The 23,949-nt window shown below is 70.7% G+C and carries 21 protein-coding genes and 2 pseudogenes; 13 read left to right on the forward strand and 10 right to left on the reverse strand.

The window, feature by feature from the left end; all coding sequences use genetic code 11:
* Window positions 1-44: 44 nt before the first annotated feature.
* Together LV79_RS33540 and LV79_RS33545 are read left to right on the forward strand one after the other, a co-directional pair.
* Window positions 45-587 (forward strand): ArsR/SmtB family transcription factor, encoded by a 543-nt coding sequence (locus tag LV79_RS33540; protein ID WP_253842361.1) that lies wholly within the window; start codon window positions 45-47, stop codon window positions 585-587.
* Window positions 580-1,431: an SRPBCC family protein gene (locus LV79_RS33545; RefSeq protein WP_253842362.1), complete on the forward strand. Its 852-nt coding sequence runs from the start codon at window positions 580-582 to the stop codon at window positions 1,429-1,431. The genes LV79_RS33540 and LV79_RS33545 overlap by 8 nt, the downstream gene beginning before the upstream one ends.
* A 280-nt stretch (window positions 1,432-1,711) precedes the next feature.
* On the opposite strand, the gene LV79_RS33550 is transcribed toward LV79_RS33545, so the two are convergent.
* The gene (locus tag LV79_RS33550; protein WP_253842363.1) at window positions 1,712-2,314 is read right to left on the reverse strand and encodes an SRPBCC family protein; all 603 of its coding nucleotides are present in this window, start codon (window positions 2,312-2,314) and stop codon (window positions 1,712-1,714) included.
* Window positions 2,311-2,658: an ArsR/SmtB family transcription factor gene (locus LV79_RS33555; protein ID WP_253842364.1), complete on the reverse strand. Its 348-nt coding sequence runs from the start codon at window positions 2,656-2,658 to the stop codon at window positions 2,311-2,313. The genes LV79_RS33550 and LV79_RS33555 overlap by 4 nt, the downstream gene beginning before the upstream one ends.
* Before the next feature lie 90 nt (window positions 2,659-2,748).
* On the opposite strand from LV79_RS33555, the gene LV79_RS33560 reads away from it, so the two are divergent.
* Both LV79_RS33560 and LV79_RS33565 read left to right on the forward strand, forming a co-directional pair.
* Complete coding sequence (locus tag LV79_RS33560) at window positions 2,749-3,162, forward strand: VOC family protein (protein WP_253842365.1); 414 nt, start codon at window positions 2,749-2,751, stop codon at window positions 3,160-3,162.
* Between the two features lie 102 nt (window positions 3,163-3,264).
* A complete protein-coding gene (locus tag LV79_RS33565) occupies window positions 3,265-3,624 on the forward strand; it encodes an STAS domain-containing protein (protein WP_253842366.1) in 360 nt (119 codons plus the stop codon).
* A gap of 3 nt (window positions 3,625-3,627) precedes the next feature.
* Here LV79_RS33565 and LV79_RS33570 read toward each other — a convergent pair whose 3' ends face one another.
* A complete protein-coding gene (locus tag LV79_RS33570) occupies window positions 3,628-4,917 on the reverse strand; it encodes an FAD-dependent monooxygenase (RefSeq protein ID WP_253842367.1) in 1,290 nt (429 codons plus the stop codon).
* A gap of 274 nt (window positions 4,918-5,191) precedes the next feature.
* A complete protein-coding gene (locus LV79_RS33575; RefSeq protein WP_253842368.1) occupies window positions 5,192-6,352 on the reverse strand; it encodes an MFS transporter in 1,161 nt (386 codons plus the stop codon).
* Between the two features lie 168 nt (window positions 6,353-6,520).
* On the opposite strand from LV79_RS33575, the pseudogene LV79_RS33580 reads away from it, so the two are divergent.
* The 3 genes and pseudogenes from LV79_RS33580 to LV79_RS33590 form a co-directional block, all read left to right on the forward strand.
* Window positions 6,521-8,731 (forward strand): annotated as a pseudogene (locus LV79_RS33580) (terpene synthase family protein); the annotation flags it as partial.
* A gap of 514 nt (window positions 8,732-9,245) precedes the next feature.
* Window positions 9,246-9,917 carry a hypothetical protein gene (locus LV79_RS33585; RefSeq protein ID WP_253842369.1) on the forward strand — a complete coding sequence of 224 codons (672 nt, stop codon included), beginning with the start codon at window positions 9,246-9,248 and terminating at the stop codon, window positions 9,915-9,917.
* Entirely contained in the window at window positions 9,914-10,933 is a 1,020-nt protein-coding gene (locus LV79_RS33590; RefSeq protein WP_253842370.1) for a GNAT family N-acetyltransferase, read from the forward strand. Before LV79_RS33585 ends, LV79_RS33590 begins: the two co-directional genes overlap by 4 nt.
* Here LV79_RS33590 and LV79_RS33595 read toward each other — a convergent pair.
* Together LV79_RS33595 and LV79_RS33600 are read right to left on the reverse strand one after the other, a co-directional pair.
* Window positions 10,920-12,125 carry a hypothetical protein gene (locus tag LV79_RS33595; protein ID WP_253842371.1) on the reverse strand — a complete coding sequence of 402 codons (1,206 nt, stop codon included), beginning with the start codon at window positions 12,123-12,125 and terminating at the stop codon, window positions 10,920-10,922. The two genes, LV79_RS33590 and LV79_RS33595, sit on opposite strands and share 14 nt — an antisense overlap.
* 6 nt (window positions 12,126-12,131) lie before the next feature.
* Window positions 12,132-12,899 carry a hypothetical protein gene (locus tag LV79_RS33600; protein WP_253842372.1) on the reverse strand — a complete coding sequence of 256 codons (768 nt, stop codon included), beginning with the start codon at window positions 12,897-12,899 and terminating at the stop codon, window positions 12,132-12,134.
* A gap of 134 nt (window positions 12,900-13,033) precedes the next feature.
* On the opposite strand from LV79_RS33600, the gene LV79_RS33605 reads away from it, so the two are divergent.
* Window positions 13,034-13,774 carry a hypothetical protein gene (locus LV79_RS33605; protein ID WP_253842373.1) on the forward strand — a complete coding sequence of 247 codons (741 nt, stop codon included), beginning with the start codon at window positions 13,034-13,036 and terminating at the stop codon, window positions 13,772-13,774.
* On the opposite strand, the gene LV79_RS33610 is transcribed toward LV79_RS33605, so the two are convergent.
* The gene (locus LV79_RS33610; protein WP_253842374.1) at window positions 13,765-14,583 is read right to left on the reverse strand and encodes a hypothetical protein; all 819 of its coding nucleotides are present in this window, start codon (window positions 14,581-14,583) and stop codon (window positions 13,765-13,767) included. The two genes, LV79_RS33605 and LV79_RS33610, sit on opposite strands and share 10 nt — an antisense overlap.
* Complete coding sequence (locus LV79_RS33615) at window positions 14,580-15,593, reverse strand: GNAT family N-acetyltransferase (protein ID WP_253842375.1); 1,014 nt, start codon at window positions 15,591-15,593, stop codon at window positions 14,580-14,582. The genes LV79_RS33610 and LV79_RS33615 overlap by 4 nt, the downstream gene beginning before the upstream one ends.
* A 79-nt stretch (window positions 15,594-15,672) precedes the next feature.
* Between LV79_RS33615 and LV79_RS33620 the strand changes: the two genes are divergently transcribed.
* The 5 genes from LV79_RS33620 to LV79_RS33640 all read left to right on the forward strand — a co-directional run bounded on the left by LV79_RS33620 (window position 15,673) and on the right by LV79_RS33640 (window position 21,185).
* Window positions 15,673-16,056 carry a YybH family protein gene (locus LV79_RS33620; protein WP_253842376.1) on the forward strand — a complete coding sequence of 128 codons (384 nt, stop codon included), beginning with the start codon at window positions 15,673-15,675 and terminating at the stop codon, window positions 16,054-16,056.
* A 247-nt stretch (window positions 16,057-16,303) separates the two neighbouring features.
* Window positions 16,304-17,353 (forward strand): NAD-dependent epimerase/dehydratase family protein, encoded by a 1,050-nt coding sequence (locus LV79_RS33625; protein ID WP_253842377.1) that lies wholly within the window; start codon window positions 16,304-16,306, stop codon window positions 17,351-17,353.
* The gene (locus tag LV79_RS33630; protein WP_253842378.1) at window positions 17,350-18,345 is read left to right on the forward strand and encodes a glycosyltransferase family 2 protein; all 996 of its coding nucleotides are present in this window, start codon (window positions 17,350-17,352) and stop codon (window positions 18,343-18,345) included. The genes LV79_RS33625 and LV79_RS33630 overlap by 4 nt, the downstream gene beginning before the upstream one ends.
* A complete protein-coding gene (locus tag LV79_RS33635; protein WP_253842379.1) occupies window positions 18,342-19,556 on the forward strand; it encodes an ATP-grasp domain-containing protein in 1,215 nt (404 codons plus the stop codon). The genes LV79_RS33630 and LV79_RS33635 overlap by 4 nt, the downstream gene beginning before the upstream one ends.
* A gap of 69 nt (window positions 19,557-19,625) precedes the next feature.
* Window positions 19,626-21,185: an amidohydrolase gene (locus tag LV79_RS33640; RefSeq protein ID WP_253842380.1), complete on the forward strand. Its 1,560-nt coding sequence runs from the start codon at window positions 19,626-19,628 to the stop codon at window positions 21,183-21,185.
* 417 nt (window positions 21,186-21,602) lie between these two features.
* Here the strand turns inward: LV79_RS33640 and LV79_RS33645 are convergent.
* Together LV79_RS33645 and LV79_RS33650 are read right to left on the reverse strand one after the other, a co-directional pair.
* Window positions 21,603-22,773 (reverse strand): annotated as a pseudogene (locus LV79_RS33645) (IS3 family transposase).
* Window positions 22,774-23,008: 235 nt separating this feature from the next.
* On the reverse strand, window positions 23,009-23,647 hold the full coding sequence (locus tag LV79_RS33650) for a transposase family protein (RefSeq protein ID WP_253842098.1): 639 nt from the start codon (window positions 23,645-23,647) through the stop codon (window positions 23,009-23,011).
* Window positions 23,648-23,949: the final 302 nt, after the last annotated feature.

A 23,949-nucleotide genomic window follows, 5' to 3' on the forward strand; every position in this document is an offset into this window, starting at 1 on the left:
CCCCATTGACAAAATCCTCTTTTACGTACAAGACTAGTTTCACGATGAGAGACGTCCTGTACCTGGAGCTGATCGAGCAGGCCGAGGCCCTGCTCAAGCCGCACCGCATCGAGGTGTTGCGGCAGCTGGCCCAGCCCCGCTCGTGCACCGAGGTGGCGAGCAGGCTGGACCAGACGCCGCAGCGCGTCTACTACCACGTCAAGAAGCTGGTCGAGGTCGGCCTGGTCGAGCAGGTCGCCGAGCGCAAGGTCCGGGCCATCACCGAGGGCGTCTACCAGGCGGTCGCCCGCCGGTACTGGCTCTCGCCCCGGCTGGTCGGGCGGGTCGGCGACCAGGCCGTGCTCGGCTACCTGGTCGACCTGATGGAGCAGGCGCAGGAGGACATCGCCGCGCTCGACCGCACCGCTCCCGAGCTGCCGTCGGTGGGGGTGTCCGGGTCGATCCGGGTGCCCCCCGACCGGCGCGACGAGTTCTTCGCCGACCTGCGCACGACCCTGCAAGAGCTGTTCACCCGCCACGGCGGCGCGGAAGGTGACGCCTTCACGCTGCTGGTGGCCTGCTACCCCAAGGAGACGACAGATGAGTGAGAACCTGGTCCTCAAGGCCCGCGTCGACGCCCCCGTCGAGCGCGTGCGCAGCGCTCTGACCTCGGCCGACGAGGTGGGCGTGTGGTTGGCCGACAACGTCGACATCGGCCCCGACCGCTACCGGTTCTGGGGCCCGAGCGTCCCCGAGGGGGACAAGCCGCGCCAAGAGCTGGTCAGCTCCGGCCCGGACGGGGTCACCTTCACCTGGAACGTCGGCGGCGAGGCGACGACCGTGTCGCTGGTGCTGACCAGCGACGACGAGGGCACCGCGGTGACGCTCACCCAGTCCCACTTCCCCGGCTGGGCCGTGGCAGCTTCAACCGAGGGCGGCGTCCTCGCGCTGCTCGGCACGTACTGGGGCGTGGTGCTCGCCAACCTCGTCGAGCACATCGAGGGCCGCGAGCTGACCCCGCGCCAGGACCTGACCTCGACGGACCTGTCGGTGACCTTCGACATCGCCGCCCCCGCCGAGCGGGTGTACGACGCGCTGCTGGACCCGGCCCAGTTCGCCCAGTGGTTCGGCTACCCGAACGAGGTCGAGCCGCACGTGGGTGGCCGGTGGACGATGGGCAGCTTCGAGCACAACCCGAACCCGGCGGTGTTCACCGAACTGGTCCCGGGCCGCACGATCACCCTGGACTTCCGCAACGGCTACGGGATCGCCTCGTGGGAGTTGGCCGAGAGCGAGGGCAAGACCCGGCTGACCTTCGTCACCAGCGGGTTCGACAAGTCCGCCCCGCCGCTCACCGGCTGGCTGGGGTGGATCAGCGGGTTCGCGGAGCTGCGCCGCTACCTGGAGGTGCCGCGGTGGCGCTCGACCTGGCGTGAACTGGACCTCGGCTGAGCGGGGCCACCCGGAGAACCCGGCGAGGCCGGACACGCAGGGCGTAGGTCGCGTGTCCGGCCCGTACCCGTGGCCGACCCACCATTCGGGTGGCCCGGGGCCCGGAGCCGACGGCCGGTTTCCGCGACGGCCGTGCGAAGCTCCGATCGGAGTGGTGCAGGGTGACTTGAGCATGCCGGAACGGTCGCGGACGCGCCCATCCCAATGACTCATAGTTTCGGGTTATGCACCATTCGCCCGATAGCAGGCTGGTTTGCGCTAAACGGGTGTATATGGCGTGTCAGTCCTTGACGTCCGGACAGTATTGCGCAAAAGCGGCCACCCGGCCCGCCTCGATCTCCTCGGCGGTCGCGGCGCCCGTGCTGGCCGCCACCCACGCCTCGATGGACGCCAGGTTGAACCGCTGGGTCTGCAGCGAGTTCGCCGCCGCCACCGGGTCGTCGGCGATCTCGCCCGCCAGGTACAGCGCGAGCCCGAGCACCGCGCCGTCCCACCCGGGGCCGACGAACAGGGAGCCCGCCGCGCTCCCGGCGAACGCCACCGGGACGGTGTGCTCCAACTCCAGCCGCGTCCGCGGCCCGGACTCGACCAGCCGGACCTCGACCAGGCTGGTCGCGTCCCCGAAGGTGACCTTCAGCCGGGTGGGCGGTTCGCAGTGCAGGATCTCGCCGCCCGCGTTGCCCTCGAGTTGGAACCGGCCGCCGACGCCCAGGTCGCCGGTGATCGGCAGGAACCAGCGCAGCAGCCGCTCGGGATCGGTCAGCGCGTCCCACACGTCGGCGGGCGCGGCGTCGTAGTCGCGGGTAAGCAGCACCCGCACCAGGCCGTCGGCCTCGGTGACCTCGCGGCCGGTGGCGCCGATCTGCGCGGCGATATCGATCATGACTGGTCCTCTTCGCTCGGTGCCGCACGGCGCCTGCCCCTGGCCAACTCGGTCGCCAGGGCGTCGAGGCGCTGGTCCCAGAACCGGCGGAACCGGTCCAGCCACTGGTCGACCTCCCGCAGCGGGTCCGCGTCCACCGCGTACAGCCGCCGGGTCCCCTCGGCGCGCACCGAGGTGAACCCGTTCTCCCGCAACACCCGCAGGTGCTGGGAGACGCCGGGCTGCGAGATCCCGAACTCCGACCGGATGGTCTCGGTGATCGAGCCCGCCGAGCGCTCACCGTCGGCGAGCAGCTCGAGGATGCGGCGGCGGACGGGGTCGCCGAGGACGTCGAACGCGTGCACGGCGCCACTGTTTCAGCTCAGACTTATATAAGTCAAGGCCGATGTCGTACCCCCGGCGTAGCGTCCCGCCCGACGAAGGGGGTTCCTCGGATGGTGTTCAAGGTCGATCTCACCCTGGACTGCGCGGACGCGACGCGGCTGGCGCAGTTCTACAAGACGGCGCTCGGGTACGAGGACGAGCCGCCGCCCGCGCCGTACGCCACGCGCGCGGAGTGGTTGGCGCAGTTCGGCGAGGAGGACACCGGCGACGGCGCCTGGTTGCACGACCCGAACGGTGTCGCGCCCCGGTTGTGCCTGTTGCGGGTCCCCGAGCCCAAGACGGCGAAGAACCGGTTGCACATGGACGTCCGGGTCGCGGGCACCGGCACGCCGGAGCAGCGGTGGGCGCGGATCGTCGCGGCGGCCGAGCGCTACGTCGCCGCGGGCGCCACGGTGCTCGGCGAGTTCGAGGGCCACCACATCGTGCTCGCCGACCCGGAGGGCAACGAACTCTGCCTCGGCTGAGCTGTGGGTCCACAGTGGACTAGCTGATAATCGCCGGTCGCCCGGTACCGCCGAGTGGTTACACTTGAGCGCCATGCGGATGTGTGATCTCGGGCGGCGTGCGTGACGCGTCCCCTGCTCGACTTCGTCCGCGCCCCCGGGCCCGGGTACACCGTGCTGGCGGTGACCGGCGAGGTGGACATGTCCAGCGCGCACCTGCTCGACCACCACCTCAGCGCCGCCCAGGTCGACCGCGGCACCCTGCTGCTCGACCTGACCGGTGTCCGCTTCCTGAGCGCGGGCGGGGTCGACGTGATCGTTACCGCCACCTACCGCGCCGAGGAGGCGGGGGGTCGGCTGCTGGTGGTGGCGGGCCCGGACGACCCGGCGCACCGCACGATCGTGCTGGCGGGCGCCGTGCGGCCGATCACCCTGGCGGGATCGGTGGCGGCCGCGCTGCGCGAGGTCGAGCCCCTGGGGTGACGATCAGCCGAGCGCGGCGGCCGCGGCCCGCAGGCGGGCGATGTCCGAGGTGGACCTGGCCGTGTCCGCGACGACCCGGTCCGGACGGACCAGCGCGGCGCTGACCCCGTGCGCGCGAAGCCAGTCCTGGTAAGGGGAGTCGAGGTCGATCACCCGGGGGCGGTCGCCGAGCAGGTCGTCGGTCCAACCGTCCGGCGTGGACCACTGCGGACACATCCGGCCCGCCAGCCGGGCCCGGCCGACCAAGGCGCTGCGGGCCAGCGCGGGGGAGGGCAGCCGACCGGCCGCGGCGGCGACGCCGGGGACGCGGGCGACGGTCCGGATCACCCCGCGCCGCACCGGACCCGCGCCGAGCGCCCACCCGACCAGCTGGGCCGCGCGGATCGTGCCGACCGCCTGCGGCAGCCGCTCGGACTGGTAGGTGTCGAGCACCGCCGGGTCGCCGCCGCGCAGGACCAGGGCGAGCTTCCAGGCCAGGTTGTGCGCGTCCCGCAGCCCGGAACCGAGTCCCTGCCCCACGAACGGCGGCCCCTCATGCGCCGCGTCGCCCAGCAGGAACACCCGTCCGGACCGCCACTGGCGGGCCACCCGCGACCGGAACGTGTAGGTCGCCGCGCGCACGACCTCCCCACCGGCCCACGGCGTCGCGCGGGGTAGGCCGTTCACCCGGAACTCCCACCGGTAGCGGTCCCCGGTCACCCGCATGTACGTCGCGGGCCGCTTCCGGTCGCACACCTGGTGCACGCCGCCCCAGACGTCCCACTCGCCCTGCGCGTCGACCACCATCCACTCCTGCGGTCGCCCCAGGGTCCGGTGGGTGATCCCCAGGTGGCGGCGCACGAAGCTGTCCGCGCCGTCGCACGCCAGCACGTAGTCGGCGTCGATGTCACCGGCGTCGGTTCGCACGCCGCGCGGCCCGATCCCGGTGACCGTGACACCCCAGCGCACGCGGTCGCCGACCTCGTCGAGCAGCAGTCGCTCCAGGTCGGGCTGGTGGAACATCGACGACTCCGGCGCCGCCCCCGTGGCCTCCCTGGCGAACTCGGCCAGCACGCTGCCGTCCGGCGCGACCAGCCGCAAGCCCGGCATCCCCCGGCTGATCGCCCGGAACCGCCCGCCGATCCCGGCCGCTTGCAGCACCCGCACCGCGTCTCCGTCCAGGTGCACCGCCCTCGGCAGACCGAACGGCGCCCGGTGCCGCTCCAGCACCACGACCGAGACCCCGAGCCGCCCCAACAACGCCGCCACCGTCAACCCGACCGGCCCGGCCCCCACCACCACGACGTCACCCACGCCTAACCCAGTACCACGTCGCGCCCCCCGCGCACCGGTGAAGCCATATATTCACCATGCGCTAGTGGCAATCGACTATCAAGATAATGAGCAGTGAGTCCGGGGGAGTGGGGGCAGTGGAATGGGTGAGCGGCGGCGGTGGGCACCCATGTGGCCAGGTCACGGGTGCGACTCCGGAAAGTGGGTGGTGGCCGGGAGGGCAAGCCCAGCGGGGAGGCGGCTGATTCGCAGGTGGGGGAGTTGGCCAGGAGGGCAAGCCCAGCCGGGAGGCTGCCTAGTGGTGGGTGGGGGAGTTGGCCAGGGTGCGGCCGAGTAGCCACACCACCACCCCCGCGAAGACCACGCTCAGCAGTCCAACCCGAAGACTGATCGCGTCCGCGACGAGCCCCGTCACCGGTGGCGCTACCAGCGAGCCGATGCGCAACATCCAACTCACCACGGTCAGCCCTACCCCGGACGCCAACCCAGGCAGCTCGTCAGCGCTATGCATCGCGGCCGGGACAAGAGTCGCCGTTCCTAATCCGGCCAAGGTGAACCCAACGAGCGTCGTCCCCACTGACGGCACAGCCAGCGCGAGCCCCATCCCGACCGCCGCCAGCACGCCGCCCCACCGCACTACCCGTCGCTGGCCGAACCGGTCCGTCACCCGGTCGCCGAGCATCCGCCCCACCGTCATCGCGGTCTGCAGGCACACGAACCCGAGCCCGGCCACCGCGGCCCCGGCGCCCAACGACCCGGACAGGTAGATCGCCGACCACGACGAACCGCTGTCCTCCACCAGCGCACCGCACGCCGCCAGCACCCCCAGGGCCACCAGCGGCCACCAGACCCGGCCGGACGCGTGGATCGACGGCGCGCGCTCCGAGTCGTCCGGCCCCGGCAGCATGAACCGGTAGCAGACCACGGCGATGACGCTGAACAGCACGGCCGCCGAGATCAGGTGCGCCGCCAGCGGTACCGCCAACCCGGCGGCGGCCGATCCCAGCAGGCCCCCGCTGACCGCGCCGATGCTCCACAAACCGTGGAACGAGTTCACGATCGAGCGCCCGTACCGCCGCTGCACCCGCAGCCCGTGGGTGTTCTGCGCGACGTCCACCACCGAGTCCAGCGCCCCCGCCGCGAACATCGCCAGCGCCAGCGCAGGCCACCCGGGGGCCAGCCCGATGGCCACGACCGCGACCGCCAGTGCCACGATCCCCAGCGCGGCGACCCGGGAGGACCGCAAGCGGTTGATCAGCGCCGGGGCGAACAACCCGGCCACCAGCGCGCCGAGCGGGGACGCGGCGATCGCGGTGCCCAGGGCGGCGTTGCTCAGCTCCAGCCCGGCCTTGATCTCCGGCAGGCGCGGCACGACGCTCGCGTACAGCGCCCCGTTGGTCAGGAACACCCCGGCGACGGCGGCCCTCGCGCGGGTGTCGGCAGTGGACGGCGGCATGGCCACCGAGGCTACGCGACACACCGTGAGTGGTTGTTCTGGATCTTGAGCGGCTCGATCGGGTGGTTTCCCGGCGCAGGGGTTGGCCTGCCCCGGCGGCCACTGGTTCTCTTCACCGCGTCGCGAGGTCGTCGGGGGCGCGGGTCCCCAGGAAGGTCGGGTGCCTCGATGCAGCCGTTCCAGCTGCCGGAGTTCTACATGCCCTACCCGGCACGGCTGAACCCGAACCTGGAGACCGCCCGCGCGCACAGCAAGGCGTGGGCGCGGTCGATGGAGATGATCGACGTCCCGCAGCAGGGCACGATGATCTGGACCGAGGCCGATCTCGACGCCCACGACTACGCGCTGCTGTGCGCCTACACCCACCCGGACTGCGACGCGACCGAGTTGGACCTCATCACCGACTGGTACGTGTGGGTCTTCTACTTCGACGACCACTTCCTCGAGCTGTTCAAGCGCACCCGCGACATCCCCGGCGCCCGCGCCTACCTCGACCGGCTGCGGCTGTTCATGCCGGTGACCGGTCCGATCACCGAGACCCCGACCAACCCGGTCGAGGCGGGCCTGGCCGACCTGTGGCAGCGCACCACGCCGTCGATGTCGGGGGACTGGCGGCGCCGGTTCGTGGAGAGCACCAAGAACCTGCTCGACGAGTCGCTGTGGGAGTTGGCGAACATCGACGCGGGCCGGGTGTCCAACCCGCTGGAGTATATCGAGATGCGCCGCAAGGTCGGCGGCGCGCCCTGGTCGGCGAACCTGGTCGAGCACGCGGTCGGCGCCGAGGTGCCCGCGGTGATCGCCGAGAGCCGCCCCATGCACGTGCTGCGCGACACCTTCTCCGACGCGGTGCACCTGCGCAACGACCTGTTCTCCTACGAGCGCGAGGTGCTCGACGAGGGCGAGCTGAGCAACGGCGTGCTGGTGTTCGAGAAGTTCCTCGACATCGACACCCAGTCGGCCGCCGAGTCGGTCAACGACCTGCTCACCTCCCGGCTGCACCAGTTCGAGCACACCACCCTCACCGCGCTGCCGCCGCTGTTCGACGAGCACGGCGTCGACCCGGTCGGCAGGCTCGGGGTGCTGGCCTACGTCAAGGGCCTGCAGGACTGGCAGTCCGGCGGGCACGAGTGGCACATGCGCTCCAGCCGGTACATGAACGGCGGCGGCGCCCCCGGCACCGGCACGCTGGGCGGCCCGACCGGCCTGGGCACGTCGGCGGCCAGGATCATCCCGTCGCTGCTGGCCACCCACGAGCAGCGTTCCCGCTCTTTCACCCACGTGCCCTTCGCGCAGGTCGGTGACGTGAGCAAGCCGAACCCGCGGATGCCGTTCCCGATCCGGTCGAACCCGCACCTGGAGCAGGCCAGGGAGAACGTGATCAGCTGGGGGCACGCGGTCGGCATCATCGACGAGGTCCCCGGGCTGTGGGACGAGGAGCGCTTCCGCGACTACGACCTGCCGCTGTGCGCGGCGGGCATCCACCCGGACGCCTCCGCCGACGCGCTCGACATCTCCTCGGCCTGGCTGGCCTGGGGTACCTACGGCGACGACTACTACCCGGTGTTCTTCCGCACCGCCGCGAGCTACCCGGCGGCCAAGGCGCAGACCGAGCGGTTCTCCCAGCTGATGCCGCTCGACGGCGAGCCGACCCCGGAGCCGGTCAACGCCCTGGAGCGCGGCCTGCTCGACCTGTGGCAGCGCACCGCGGGCCCGATGACCCTGGAGGCGCGCGCCCAGTTCCGGCACGCGATCGAGATCATGGCCGACAGCTGGGTGTGGGAGCTGGTCAACGCCTACCAGAACCGCATCCCGGACCCGGTGGACTACATCGAGATGCGGCGCCGCACCTTCGGCTCCGAGCTGACCATGAGCCTCTCGCGCATCGGCCACGGCCGGACCGTGCCGCCCGAGGTCTACCGCAGCCGCCCGGTGCTGGCCATGGAGAACTCGGCCATGGACTACGCCTGCATGATCAACGACATCTTCTCCTACCAGAAGGAGATCCAGTTCGAGGGCGAGATCCACAACCTCGTGCTGGTGGTGCAGAACTTCTTCGACACCGACGCGAAGACCGCGATGCGGATCGTCGGTGACCTGATGGACTCACGGATGCGCGAGTTCGAGCACGTGGTGGCCACCGGGCTGCCCGCGCTGTTCGCCGACTTCGACCTCGACGAGGACGCCCAGCAGACCCTGCTCGGGTACGCCGAGGAGCTGCGCAACTGGATCTCCGGGATCCTCGCGTGGCACGAGGGCTGCCGCCGCTACTCCGAGGCCGACCTCGTCCGGCACTTCCCGGAGAGCCCGGGTGCTCCCGGTGCGACGGGCCCCGTGTCCCCGCACCTGCCTTCCGGCCTCGGTACCGCTGCCTTCCGGATCAGCCCGCCCGCCGCTCGACCCGTCGCGTCCGCGCCCGAGCCCGCGTTGGCGACGATCCCGAGGGGGCTGCCGGGTGCGGCGTCCCAGTTGGGCAGGGTGAGCGAGGCGGTCGGCGTCGACGCCTCCGGTCAGTCAGCCGTCACGGGCACTCCCGGGGTCGCACCGACCGGCGTGGTGTCCGAGGTCGGTCGGCACGCGGAGGCGGCCGGGGTGGACGGTTCGGGTCCCGGGGCGCTGCCGCACCAGCCCAGTGGTCTCGGGACCGCCGCCGCGCGGCTCAAGCCGGTCGACGAGAGTTCCGTGCCGTCGCGGCCGAGCGCTGTGGACAGCGGCAAGCCGAGCATTCCGCGCGGGTTCAGTGGGTTGGGCACCGCCGCCGCCCGGGTGACCCCGCCGACCCGCGCCGCCGAGGTCGTGGTGGGCAGCTAGGCAGACGCACGGGGTCTAGGCCGCTCGGCGCAATCCCGGGCCGGAGCGGTGGGTCCGCGCTGTCTGCGTGGCACACTGCCGGATCGTGTGGACATTCGGGTGGCGGGCGCTCTACCGCCAGGTGGTGCGGTCGTCGTTCGCGACCGTGCCGTTCTACCGGGAGCGGTGGGCCCTGCGGGGCCGCACGGACCCGGTCGTGGTCGCGGGTCGGACCGGGGAGCACGGCGGTGCCATCCCGGCCGCCGCCCTCGCCGGGCGGCTGCCGGACCTGGTGCCGCTCGCCGGTGGCTCCGCGACCCCGGATCCCCTGCGCGGCCTGGAGATCGTGCTGCCCCAGTGCGCCAGGGTCGCGCCGGACACGCTGATCATCGGTGTCGCGCCCGAGCACCACCCGCTGTCGGTGCCGTTCGAGTCCACACCGGACGAACCGCGCGGCCACGTGCTCGCGGTCGGGACCCGGGCGCAGTTGGCCGGGGTCGGCCCGGCGGTGCCGAGGGTCGAATTGGTCCCCTTCGCCGAGCGCGGCACCTCCGGGCTGCTCGTCGACGAACTGCTCGGCGTGCTCGGTGGCGCCCGCGACTGCGGCCACTGGCACCTGGACTGGCCCCGCGTGTACGCCCGCGAGACCCCGCTCGGCCTCGCGTTCACCTTGCTGCGGCAGCGATCCCCGCGCTTGGTCGACATCGTGCCAGCCGGTGGCGCCGACGGCCGGATCATCCGTTGCCCGCAGCACCGGACCCCGGTGGTCGTGGCGTGAAGGCGGAGATCTTCGACCCCCGGACCGACCCGGAGCCCGAGTACTGGGCCACACTCCGCGCCACGGCGGGATTGCGCGCCGACTGGGCGTGGGAGGTGCTCGCGGCGCAGGCCTGGGGTGCCAGGTCGGCGCAGCTGATCACCGTGCTGTTCGACGGCACCACACCGAAAGCCGTGGTCAACGCCGCCTGGTTGGGTGCCCCGTTGCACCGGTTCTCCTTCACCGGGGCCACATCCCGGCCGTGGGTGGGCGCGGTGCACGTGCGCGGCCCCGGTAGTGGCGCCGTCCCGGGTTGGTGGCTGGCCGATGACGTTCCGATCACCGCGCTCACCGAGACCTACGCCCGCGCCATGCGCCGCGAGCTCGGCCCTGGCTGCCTCGCGTTGGTGCTGCGGCAGGTCACCGCCGACCAGGCCGCCCAGGCGGGACGGCTCAAGGTGGTGCGCCCGACGGAGCGGATCTGGACGTTCCCGGTGCACGAGTGGTCCGATCCCGAGGCGTGGCTGATGAAGCTGAGCCGCAGCAGGCGGAGCAACCTGCGCGGTATCTTCCGCCGGGTGCGGGAGAACGACGGTCTGGAGATCCGGATCGAGACCGGCACGACCACGCTCGACGAGGTCCGGGTCATCGAGGCCATGCGCTGGAACGACGACAAGTACGGCGGCAAGCTCATCCCGCGCGTTCGCGTGCTGTCGGGCTACTTGCGCGCCCTGGTCGCGCAACCGGACGTGCACTCGACGAGCTACATCGACCGCGCCACCGGCGACCTCATCGCCTTCGGCACCGCGCTCGACCACCCGACGGTGCCCATCGTCCGCTCCTGGACCCAACGCCCTGCGTCCGAGGGCGGCGCGAAGTACCTGTACTTCTACCACCTGTCCAAGCAGGTGGAGTGGGCCATCGCCAACGGCAAGCGGTTCGTCGAACTCGGCAAGGGCAAGTCCGAGGAGAAGAAGTCGCTCGGTGCCTTCCCCTCGGACCAGGCTGCGCTGGCGGTCCCGATCAGACCCTGGTGACCGCCGATAGCTCCACTGTGGACTGCGTGCCTGCCAGTCGGAAGCGCAGGACGGCTGCCTTGGTGGCGAGTCCCACCACCAGCGCCAGGAACGCGCCGATCGCACCGAGTGGGCCCGTGGCCACTAAGGCGACGGCGCTGGTGGTGATCAGCGACGCGAGCGCGGCCGATGTCGTCAGCGACAGGACGGCGCCGTTGGTGTTCTCCAACAGGAACACGGCGTAGACGACGGCGCAGAAGGTGGTCATCTCGACGAGGACCACGAAGCCCAGCAGGACCCGGTTCTCGGTGACCGGCGCGACCGAGGCCAGGCCGACGACAGCCGCGACGACGGTGCCCGAGACCACCGCGGTCCAGCCGGTGATCCGACGGGCCAGCGCTCGGCCGCCTGTCCCGCCGGTGCCGCGCAGGCGCAGTGACGTGGCCGGTTGGATCAGTCGGAGTACCAATACGCCGAATGCGCCGAGGGCGCTGGAGATCAGGATCAGCACGTACACCAAAGCCGTCTCGGACGGTTTCGCCGCTACCGCCAATACGATGTAAAGAACGGAAACCCCGGCGGTGTCGGCGACATCCGAGAAGCCCAGCAGCAGCACACGCCGGTTCAGCAGTCCGCCGAGCCCCGCCCTCGTCTCCTGTGGACGTTCCCGGGGCACGAGCGCCGCGAGCACCGCGCACACAACAATCAGCCCACCGGTCAACGCCAGCAGGTACCCGAGCGGGCGCAGGACCCCGAGCGCGGCCAGCCCCGCCATGCCGACGACCCAGGCCGCGTAGGTCACGAACGCCGCCGTGTCCCGACCCGGTCGTTGCGCCAAACGGTGGATCGCGGCCAGGACCGACATCAGCCCGAGGCCTGCCGCGTTGGCCGCCGCAGCCGCGTACAGGGTGACCAGTCCGCCGACCGGGAGCAGCGCGAGCGTCGCGAGGAGACCGAGGCCGAACGGGGTCGCCGCCCGGGCGATGAGCATCCAGGTGATCTGGGAGCCCAGCAGCCGGGCGCGGGGGACCGCCGTCAGCGCTGACTTCTCCACGCCGAGCACCAGGGTCTGCACCCAGGCGAACGTGCCCGCCGCCGCGACGTAGCGGCCGAAGTCGTCGGCGCCCCACACCGGGAGCAGGGCGAGCATCGACAGCTGGATGCCCGCCCTGGCCGCCCCCCGGCCCGCGATGACCCGAAGGGCGGCCCGCACCTGCCCTCAGCCCTTGGCTGGGGTGACGGATCCAGTGGTGGACTCGGTCACGCCGGTGGACTCGGTACCGGTGGACTCAGCTGTGGGCTGGGTCGCGGTGGTGTCCGAGACCGGGGTCTCGGCCTTGTCCCGGCGGGCGAGCTTGCGCCACACCCGGTCCGGCAGGGTGAGGATGAGCACGGCGACGATGACGTGGACGGCGATCAGCGTGAACGCCTCGTACTTCGACGCCGGGTGTCCGAGTCGGACGGTCATGTGGTCGGCCCAGGTCCACACCTCGGGGATCGGCGTCCACGCCGGGTCGGTGTGCGGGTTGATGGTGAGGAACGCGAGGTCCTCGAGGCCGGAGAGCTGCAGCACGATCATCGCGTAGCCGAGCCTGCGGGCCCCACCCGGGGTGCCGCCGCCGAGCCGGTGCGACAGGGTCAGCGCCAGGATCAGGAACGGGGTCAGGGTGAGGATCAGGTAGTAGATGCTCTTGTCGTTGGCCGCCGCGAAGAAGATCGACGGGACGAAGTAGGTGAAGAACACCAGGAAGCACAGCGGTACCGCGACCCTGGCGATCTTGTGCCGCAGCCCGAGGCTGAACCGCATGGCCGCGATCGCCTCGACCGCGAGGATGAACGGCACCAGCTTGGCCAGCAGCACCCAGAGGTTCGGGATCGATTTCTGGTGCGGGAAGCCCACCCAGACCGCGGCGGCGGCCGCGAACGCGGCGACCGTGATGATGATGAACGTCCTGTGCTCGCGCAGGCCCGTGCGGTTGTCCGCCATGCGTTGAACTCCATGCCCCTGTTGCCCCGATCCGGAATGGGCATAATACGCGGGAATCCCTTGTGTGGAAGGGGGATCGGCTCCCCGGTCGAAACCGTGGGGCCAATCGGAGCACTGGGGTGGGGAGTGGGCGGATGGGATATTCCCAGTTGACCTGGGAACGCGCGGCCGCCGCGGTGGCCGCGCGGGCGGTCCGCGAGGTCCCGTTCTACCGGGAGCGCCACGCCCGCGGCCTGGGCTTGGCGCCGGTGCCGGTGGCGGAGGTGGCGCAGCGGTTGTGGGCGTTGTGTCCGTTGTCGAGCCCGCACCGACCGGCGGCGGAACCCACGCTGTGGACAGGGGATCCGCGCGACCTGGCCACCGGGCTGCTGGTCGCCGGGGTCAGTGGCGCCTCGGTGCTGGAGGTCCGCTCGGCCCTCGTGCCGTGGACCCGGCTCGGTGCCCTGGGACCCCGGTACGCGCCTGTCCTGTCCCCGTCGGCGGACGCGGTCGATCTGTCCGCCTCGGACGGTCCGGCGCGCGCCATGACGGCGGCGGGGGAGACGGTCCTGGTGTCGCCGCCGGAGGTCGCCACCGAGGTCGCGGCCAGGGTCGGGCACACCGGGGTGATCGTGCGCAGGCTCACCACCGCGACCGACATGATCGGTCCAGCCGTGCTGCACGACCGGCACCTGGGCTACTTCGCCGCCCGGCCGCACGGCTGCGGGTCCTGGCACGTGCTGTGGCGGCGTTTCCACGTGGCGGCCGGGGACGGCGGTGTGCTGGTGACGGCGCTGCGCAGGCGCAGGCCCACCCTGGTGCGCGTGCTGGTCGACGTCGGCCTGAACCGGGTGGGTGTGTGCCGCGAGCACGGCAGGCCGGTCCTTCAGGCCTGAAGCGCCGCCAGCACCGCGTCCCGCAGCGGCCGTGCCCCGTCCCGGTAGGCGCGCACGGCCGCGGTGATCTCGTCGGCGGTGAACAGCTCCAGCAGGGCGACCGGGCGCGGGCCACCGTCGGTTCCGAACAGTCCCGACCGCAACGCCGAGGCCTGGTCGCGGTCCACCGGGTCACCACGCAGGTACGCCGCCGCTGCCTCCTCGACGGATTCCGCCTCGGGGCGGCTTTCGACGTGTCGTGAAACGATCCAGCACTGGTTCTTCCCCGGTCCGGCCAGCCAGCGCCTGGCGTGGTCGACCCGCTCGCGGGCCTCCTCGCTGTCGTGGCCGAGGTCGAGCACCACAAGGTCCACCCGGTAGCACCGTTCGTGCAGTCGGCCGATGACCGCCGATACCGCGGGTAGGCCACTGTGGACGGAACCTTGGGCCGTTCGGTCGAATCGGGTGTGCAGTTGGTAGTACGTCGCCCGGTCCAGCTCGGGGGCGGTGAGCACCTTGGCGGCCGCCGATCTGGCCCACTCGAGCACCGGCGGAGCGAGGTAGCGGGCGTGCGGGTCCGGCGGCGGTCCAGATGAGACATTCCGCACCGTTGCGGTATCGCGCAGTGACGCGAGGTCCCGGGTGGACACCACCGCCTCGCACCGCGTGCACCAGAAGCGGGCGGAGCGGGTGCTGAGCCGGTAGACGGTGGTGGTGCCGTCGCGCCCGCACTGGGGGCACGGGGGTGAGAGTGCCTCGCGTTCGGGCGAACGGCCCAACGCGGTCGCGGCCATCCGGGCGCCGCGGCGCAGTCTGTCCAGAATGGTCACCAGCCCACCACCAGGTGGTTGGCGACCGGCCGCGCGCCGAACCGCTCCTTGATCTTGGCCATCCCCTTGCCCGGGCGCAGCGTCGCCCTGCCCAGCTCGATGGTGTGCTCGACCAGGTCGACGTAGTGGTCGAAGTAGAGGTTGGGCAGCCCGCCGTCGACCCGGTCGCGGATGCCCCAGTAGCTCATGGCCAGGTCGGTCCCGTTGTCGTGCACCGTGGAGAGCGCCAGCAGCCCCCGGTCGTCGCGGTAGGTCGAGAACCGGGTGCCCGGGTCGGCGTTGAGGTGCTCGAAGTAGTGCTCCGGGATGGGCGTGCGGACGATCCCGCGCCGCTGGTGGCGGAACCGGACGAGGTTCACCAGTCGGGCGGCGTCGGCGGGCGGCACCTCGGCCACCAGTTCCCGGCGCACCCCTGGCGCGCTCCGCACGGTCGCCCGGATCTTGCGCAGCTGCGAGCGCCACTTGGTCGGCAGCTGGGCCAGGTAGTCGTCCACACTGGACCATTCGGCCCTCAGCACGGTGTCCGGCGACACCGCGAGCACCCGCCTGCTCCGGCGGTCGAACGCGAGCAGGTCCTCGGATTCCACGTGCCGGTAGCAGAACCCGGCCACCCGGTAGCGCGCCCGCAGCGCCCGCTCGAACGCGACCACCGCCGCGCGCCGGTCCGCCGGGCCCGTCTCGGCGGCGAACAGGTGCCCGGCGAGCGAGGCCGGTGCCAGCCTGCTTTCGGCGAAAGCCACGGGAGGAACCGATCCAGAACGGTGGAACCGGCGGTAGTCCTGGGGGCCGTGCAGCCGGGCGTGGAAGAGCGCGACCACGTCCGTCCGATCGCGAACGACGACCAGCGCGGTCGCGGTCTGCGCGGCCCAGGCGGCCGTGATCAGCGGTTTGGCCTGCCACAGCACGGATGCGCCGCGCGCGGCGGCGAACCGGTCCCACTCGGCCGGGACCACCTGCGTGAGCGGGTCGACCACCTCACCGTGCATGATCCACCCGACCGACGACCGCACCCCGCATGATCTCCCCAGCTACGCTGCACCGACCCCGCGGGAGACACCCGCGCGGGCGACACTCTCCCGGAGGACCACCGTGCCTGTCCAGGACTGGCAGTCCGACGCCGAGGCCACCATCGACGCGCACCTGCGCGCGGTGGCCGGGCGCGACCTCGACACCTTCGCCGCGACCGTCCACCCCGACGTCACCGTGATCATCCCGTCCGGACGGATCCTGCGCGGCGCCGCCGAGGTCGTCGACTTCCACCGCGAGTGGTTCACCGACGGTGACTGGACCTACGCCGTGGAGCCGGTGCTGGCCACCACGACGGCCACCACCGCGACCCGCGTGCTGGCCGTGACCGTGGTCGGCGAGCCGGGCGCGGAGCCCTCGCGGTTCCTCATGGGACTGACCTTCGTCGCCGAGGCGGGCCGCTGGCTACTCATTCACGACCAGTGCACGATCGGCCGTCCGGCGTAGTTTCCGCCCCGGCTCACCCGCGCCGGGGAATTCCGGTGTGCGTGACCCTTTTGCCGCCACAAAAGCGTTGTTATAGTCCGCGTCACTTCGTGGTAAGTCCGTCCCGCACTCCAGCGCCGAACCCACTTCGGTGCCGCTCCGCCCTGCCCGCACGCGTCCGCGTCCGGTGGGTGGCGCGGTCGTGGCTCTGCGTGACCGACTCCCGAACGCGGTGCCCGTCACACCGGCGCGCACCGCCTGACCAGGCGTGACCGACGCCGGGTCGCTGGACGAGGAGGGGTTCGCGGCAATGGGGAAACCGGTCCTGATCACCGGAGTGGCGGGTTTTCTCGGCAGTCATCTTGCCGACGATTTGCTCAACCGCGGTTACTCCGTTCGCGGTATCGACAACATGATCGACGGATTCAAGGAGAATATCCCGGCGGGGGTCGAGTTCCACGAACTCGACTGCCGGGACGCCCTGGGCCACCCCGAGCTCTTCGACGGGGTGGAGCTGGTCTACCACTGCGCCGCGGCGCCGTACGAGGGCCTGTCGGTGTTCTCCCCGTTCCTGGTGCACGAGCACACCACGAGCGCGACCGTCGCGATGCTCTCGGCCGCGGTCCGCGCGGGCGTGGAGCGGTTCGTGCACTGCTCGTCGATGTCGCGCTACGGCGAGCTGGTGCCGCCGTTCACCGAGGACATGACGCCGGTGCCGCTGACCCCGTACGGCATCGCCAAGTACGCGGCGGACCTGCAGGTGCGCGCGATCGCGCAGGTGCACGGGATGCAGCACAACATCGCGGTGCCGCACAACATCATCGGCCCCCGGCAGCGCTTCGACGACCCGTACCGCAACGTCGCCGCGATCATGATCAACCGGGTGCTGCGCGGGCTGCAGCCGATCATCTACGGCGACGGCAGCCAGACCCGCTGCTTCAGCTTCGTCTCCGACGTGGTGTCCTGCCTGACCAAGCTCGGCATCGACCCCGAGATCAGCGGCGAGATCATCAACGTCGGCCCGGACGAGGGCGAGGTGACCGTGCTGCGGCTGGCCCAGGAGATCTGCTCGATCGTCGGGGTGGACTGCGACCCGATCTTCATGCCCGCCCGGCCGCTGGAGGTGCACCACGCCACCTGCAGCTCCGACAAGGCGCGCCGCCTGCTGGGCTACCGCACCGAGGTCGGCCTGCGCGACGGGCTGACCGAGATGGTCGAGTGGATCCAGGCCGTCGGTCCCCGGGAGTTCGACTACAACCTGGAACTGGAGATCGTCAACGAGCTGACCCCGCGCACCTGGTCGAGCAGGTTGATGTGAGCGGGGCCGACACCCCCGGCCTGACCGCGATCGTCCCCTGCTACAACGAGGGCGAGCAGGTCGACGTCGCCTACCGGTCGGTGTGCGACGCGCTCGGCGGCATCGACGGGTTCGAGGTGCTGTTCATCGACGACGGCAGCCGCGACGACACCCTGGCCAGGATCAAGGCACTGGCCGATGGGGACGGTCGCGTCCGCTACATCAGCTTCGCGCGCAACTTCGGCCTGGTCGCCGCGGTGACCGCCGGGTTCCGCTACGCCTCCCGGCCGTGGTCGGTCCAGTTGGACGCGGACCTGCAGTTCCCGGCCGAGGAGACGTGGGCGCTGCTCGACACCGCCGCGCAGGGCTACGACGTGGTGTTCGGGGTCCGCCGCGACCGCCAGGACTCGTGGTTGCGGCGGGTCGGCGCCGCCGGGACGCACTCGGTGGCGCGCAAGCTGCTGGGCATCGAGGTGCCCCAGGGCGCCAGCTCGTTCCGGGTGGTGCGCACGGCGGTCGGGCGCACGATCGTCGACCTGCCGACCGGGAACTCGCACTTCGTGGCCAAGGCGCCGCAGGTCGGTGCCCGCTACACCACGGTCCCGGTGTCGCACGCGCCGCGCACCGCGGGGCAGTCCAAGTTCCGGTTCGGCAGGCTCGCCGGGGACGCGTTCGAGTTGCTGTTCGGGTTCTCCTGGCGGCCGCTGAACGTCCTCTATGGAACGACGGCCGTCCTTTTCGGTCTGGCCGTCGTGCTGTCGTTGCTCGGCGCCTTCGGCGCGGTGTCGGGGACAGCGCTGCTGGTCGCCACCCTGCTGCTCAGCGCGTTCGGCATGGCGTCGACCGCGCTGGTCGGCCGGTACCTGCACCGCCGGATGCTCGACGTGCGGACCAGGCGGATCTACTACATCCGGGAAGCCAACTTCCCCGTCGCGGACGACGACCTGCTCGACCGGGGCGCGTCCACCGTCGCGCCGCCCTCGCGGCGGTCAACCCTCGAGGTGGCTTCATGACCCCCGCCCTGCTGGTCCTCGGAGCGGGCGAGGAGCAGGTCGTGCTCTACCGCGAGGCCCGGCGCCGCGGCCTGCCCACCATCGCGGTGGACATGCGGGCCGACCGTCCGGGCATCGCGTTGGCCGACCGGTTCCTCAAGTTGTCCACAACGGACCATGAGGCGATCGCGGAAGCCTTGGTGGGTCAGGAGATCGCTGGGGTCGTGTCGACGGCGGCGGACACCTGTCTGGAGTCGTGGCACCGGCTCTCCGAGCACTTCGCCACCCCGTGGCGCTACCCGGCCTCGGCCGCGGCGGTGTCGATGGACAAGTCGGCCTTCCATGCCCTGGCCGCCTCGGTCGGGGTCCCGGTCTACCAGTGGGCGCAGTCGCACGACCTCGCCGACCTCGCGACCTCGGCGTCCGGGTTCGGGTTGCCCGTGGTGGTGAAGCCGACCGACGCGTCGGGCTGCCGCGGCGTGCTCCGGGTCGACGAACCGTCCGAATTGGACGCGGCGCTGCACAACGCGGCGGTGAACTCGCCGAGCGGGCAGGTCATCGTCGAGAAGCTGCTGCTGGGCAAGGACTACACGGTCAACACGTTCCTGCACCGCGGTGAGCTGGCGTTCGCGCTGATCACCGAGAAGCACATCGTGCCGGGTCCGCGCTTCCTCATCGGCGGCCACGTCGCACCGGCCGACCTGGACCCGGTGGTCGAGAAGGCCCTGCTCGCCGACGCGCACGCGCTGTGCCTGGCGATGGGCCTGACCGACGGCCCGGCCAACTTCGACGTGATCGTCGCCGACGACGGCACCCGGTACGTGCTCGAGGTCGGCGCCCGCATGTCCGGCAACGGTTTCCCCCGATTGGCGCACGCGGTGGCCGGGGTCGACTGCGTGCAGGCGCTGGTGTCCCTGGCGATCGGCGAACCCGTCGAGCTGGCATCCGACCGCTCCGAGGTGGCTCGGCTGCAGGTGCTGACTTCCCCGCTGGAGGTCGAGGGCGAACTCCAGTCGGTCGGCGACCTGACCGCCGTCCGCGCCCTACCCGGCGTCAGCGACGCCGACGTGTTCGCGACCCCGGGCGACGTGGTCCTGCCCTTCACCGAAGCGGGCCGCAAACTCGGCTGGCTGGTGGTGCACGCGCCAACCAGGGCGGAACTCGACGAGGTCCTCGCCACCGCCACCACCGCGCTCAACCTGGTGGTGACCCCAGCAACAGTCCTCGCGTAGGTCGCGCTTTGCGGTGACCCCAGCGGCAGTTGCCTGCTGGGGTGCCGTGTTTCCGCCTAGGGTGGAGGCATGCTCGATCTCCTCTTGCGTGACGCGGTGTTCCACACGATGGACCCGGCTCGGCCGGTGGCCAGTCGGCTCGGGATCTGGCGGGGTCGGATCGTCGGGTTGGACGAGCAGGTCGACGGGCTGCCCGCGCGGCGGGTGGTCGACCTCGGGGGTGCGACGGTGCTCCCGGGGTTCATCGACGCGCACGTGCACCTGGTCTGGGCCGGGCTGCGCGCGAACGCGCTGTCGGTCGCGCCCTGCGAGCGGATCGACGCCGTGCTCGCCGCGATCGACCAGGCCCCGGGCGCGCCGGGGGAGTGGCTCGACGTGGTCGGCTACGACCAGCGGGCGCTGGGCAGGCACATCACCGCCGACGAGCTGGAGAGCGTCGCGCGGGGGCGGAAGGTGTTGCTGCTGCACGACTCCGGGCACGCGTGCGTGGTCAACCGCTCGGTCCTGGCCGACTTGCCCGCCGGTGTGGAGCACCACGACGGGTTCCTCGCCGAGGCGGGCATGGAGGCCGCGCGCGCCCTGCGCCAGCCGTACTCGCTGGACGAGATGGTCGCCGCCATCCGCACCGCCGCGTCGACCTGTCTCGCGGAGGGCGTCACCACCGTCGCCGAGGCGGGCATCGGTGGGGGTCTGATCAGCCACAGCCCGGTGGAACTCGCCGCGTACCAGCGCGCCGACCTCCCGCTGCGGGTGCGCCTCATGGTCGCCGCATCCCTGCTGCGCGACCAGGGCGCACACGCCGGTGACGACCTGCCCCGGGGCATGGACCTGGGCATGAACACCGGCTTCGGCGGCGACCGCCTCGGCATCAGCGCCCTCAAGATCTTCGTCGACGGCGGCATGATGGCCAGAACAGCGGCGATGACGGCGCCCTACGTGGGATCCGACCACAGTGGACAGTGGTACGGCGACCCCGACGAGATCAAGCGCCACATCATCGACGGTCACCGCGCGGGCTGGCAACTCGCGGTCCACGCCATCGGCGACCGCGCCGTCGACCTGGCACTCGACACCATCGCCGACGCCATGCGCCGCTACCCCCGCGAAGACACCCGCCACCGAATCGAACACGCGGGCGCCGTCCGCCCCGACCAACTGGCCCGATTCGCGGCCCTAGGCATCAGCGCGGTCGTCCAACCCTCATTCCTCTACTACTACGGCGACGACTACGCCGCCATCATGGGCCCAGACCGCGCGGGATGGCTCTACCGAGGCCGAGCGTTCCTGGACCACGGCGTCAACCTCGTCGCCAGCTCCGACCGCCCGGTAACCAACGGCGCACCACTGCGCGCGATCCAATTCATGGTCACCCGCCAAACCCACACCGGCGCCGAGGTAGGCCCAACCGAAGCAATCACCGTCCCCGAAGCCCTCCGCGCCTACACCACCACCGCAGCCCACGCCTGCCACATGACCCACGCCGTCGGCTCCCTATCTGAGGGCAAACTGGCCGACCTAGTAGTACTCGCCGACGACCCCCACACCGTCCCCCCAAACCGCATCGCCGAGATCCCCATTGTCGCCACAGCCATCGCCGCCACCATCACCCACGGCCAACCCCTCTGGTGAACACCACACACGGGACATCGCAGGCCCGCTGCCCGATCTAGCCGCATTGCCCCAAGACCGCCCGCCGACAACGTCGCCTCCAAGCCACCCGCCTTGGCTGCCCCCGCACCACCTAGTCCTAGTGGCATGGCTACCCCGCGCTCCACCAAGTCCCCACGCCAGCCCCAGCCCACCACCGACGACTGGCCAAAACCCCGCCCACCTTGCCCCTGCCACCCGCCGCCGACGTTGGCCCCGAGTCACCCGCCAAACGACGTTGGCCCAAGACAGGCCGCCGACGACGTTGGCCCACCACCGCCCGCCGACGACGTTGGCCCACGACCGCCCGCTGACGACGTTGGCCGCCCCGCGCTCCACGAAGGCGCTGGTGCCAGGCTGAGCTGCTGGAGAGATCTCGGACAGTGAGTTTTGGGCTTCTCAGGCTGCCCGGTTCTGGTCGAACCAGTCGGACTCTACTTCATTCGGCGTTCGGTAGCCAAGTGCGGAATGAAGCCGGATCTGATTGTAACGCAACTCGATATAGCGGGCGATGTCTTCCCGGGCGTGCTCTCTGGTGGGATAATGCACGCGGTGAACACGCTCGTTCTTCAGGGTGCCGTTGAAAGACTCCGCCCACGCGTTGTCGTAACATATCCCGGTACGTCCGACCGAGCGTGAAATCTTCAAATCCCCGGCCGCGGCCGCGAACTCCGCGGACACATACTGCGTACCACGATCGGAGTGAAACAGCGTGCTGTCCGGGACGACGGCGACATTGCCGGCCGCCATGCGGAGAGCGTCGACGACGAGTTCGGTTCGCATGTGGTCGGCCATCGCGTATCCGACGACTTTCTTGGAGAAACAATCCAGGACTGTCGCGAGGTACAACCAGCCTTCCTCGGTGCGGACATAGGTGATGTCACCGACCAGCTTCACGCCCGGTCGGTCCGCGTCAAAGTCCCCGGCCACCAGGTCAGGCAGGGTTCCGGCGTCCGCGGCGACAGTCGTGACCGGCCGGAACGGGCGCGGCTGACATGCCACCAACCCCAGCTCACGCATGATCCCCCGGACCGTCTCCGGATCCACCGAGGTGCCCCAGCGTTCCAATTGCGCATGGATACGCGGTAACCATAAGTACCGTCGGAATAGTCGAACGCGAACCTCACCCGCTCGGCAAGCAACTCACGACGCGAAGCCGTCGCCGATTGTGGACGGTCTTTCCAATCATAGTAGCCCGACCGCGACACCCTCGACCACCGACACATGCGAACGACAGGATAACTGCCTTCTTCCGATTCGATGAACGCATACTTCTCCGTCACCGGAACTTCTTCGCGAAGAAGGCCGCCGATTTTCCCAGGAACTCGTTCTCCTGCTCCAATTCCCGGACACGCCGTTCCAGTTCCTTCAACCGCGCGCGATCCGACACCGACAACTCTTCCTCGCCGGCCGCGTGAACCTCGCGATACTTTTTAACCCAGTGACCGAGAGTCTGCTCCAACACCCCCAAATCCCGAGCAACATCAGCGATCGACCGCGACCGCTCGACCACCTCCTTCGCAGCCGCCTCCCGGAACTCCGGCGAATACCGCGAACGTCTCTGCCCCACAACAACTCCCGTCAGTCAACCCCAACCCTACGTTGGGCCACTGTCCGAGAAGCCTCCGGCGGCTCAGGCCGGCTCGATGGGGTGGACTTGTTTTGTGTGGGGGGACGGTGCCCGTAGCGTCGGTAGCGGACAGGGCCATGCTTTTCGGCCCCTGCTTTGCGGTCCTGCCACGGGTGTCGTAGGGGCCCCGCGCAAAACAAGTTCGCCCCATCGAGGGTTATGCGCTGAAGGTGGTTCACCAGGTCAGGCGGAGTCGTTCCAATCGGACCAGTAGCGCGAGGAGTCGGGGGAGATCGGTAATGCGGCCGCGGTAGCCGGTGGCGAGGATCTTCCAGTTCTTGAGGTGGGCGATGCAGCGTTCGACGGCGGAGCGGACCGCGGCGAGTTGTGTGTTGAACACCCGCATGTCCGGGTCGTGGAAATCTTTGCGGGCAGGTTTCTTGTAAGGGGTGAGCATCCCGCTCCCTTGATAGGCCTTGTCCGCCAACGTCTGGTCCTGATCCAACTGCGACGCCAACGACCAAGTCCGGAACGCGGTCAGGTCCGACGTACCGCCGGGCAACGGGTCCGAGGCGGTCAGGATCCTGCCCGCCAGGTCCGACACCACGTGCACGTTCATGCCGTGCCTGCGGCGATGGCCCGAGCGGGTGCCCTCGACATTGCGCCTGTTCCCGGTCGGGACCAGGGTGCCGTCCACGATCAACGCCGTGTCCGGCACCGAGGTGACCGGCGGATCGATCCGCTCCAATTCGGCGGCCAGCACCCTGGTGACCAGCGTGATCGTGCGGGAGATCGTGCTCTGGTGCACCCGGTAGAACTTCGCCAACACCGCCTGGGCGGCATTGGTCCGCCAGAACTCCAACGCCAGTATCACCGCCCCCGCCGGCGTGAACCGCCGCCGCGGATCCCATGCCACCCTCGCGGCGAACACCGCACCCAACTCCCGCACCTGGGCATCCGACAACCCGGTGATATTCTGCGACACGCAACAGCCTCTATCGGTCGACGTCTTCCGTGGTAGGAAAACGATCTTACCGACAGGGGCTGTTGCGCTACCCAGAACCCAACCGCAACCACATCACGCCTGAATAACCCGCATAACCCTCATCGAGCTCTTCGCATTCTCGCGTCAATCCGATGGCGCAGCCGAGGCGTCTACCGCAGCGCAGCGGAGGC

This window comes from Actinokineospora globicatena, from assembly GCF_024171945.1.
Lineage (GTDB): Bacteria > Actinomycetota > Actinomycetes > Mycobacteriales > Pseudonocardiaceae > Actinokineospora > Actinokineospora globicatena.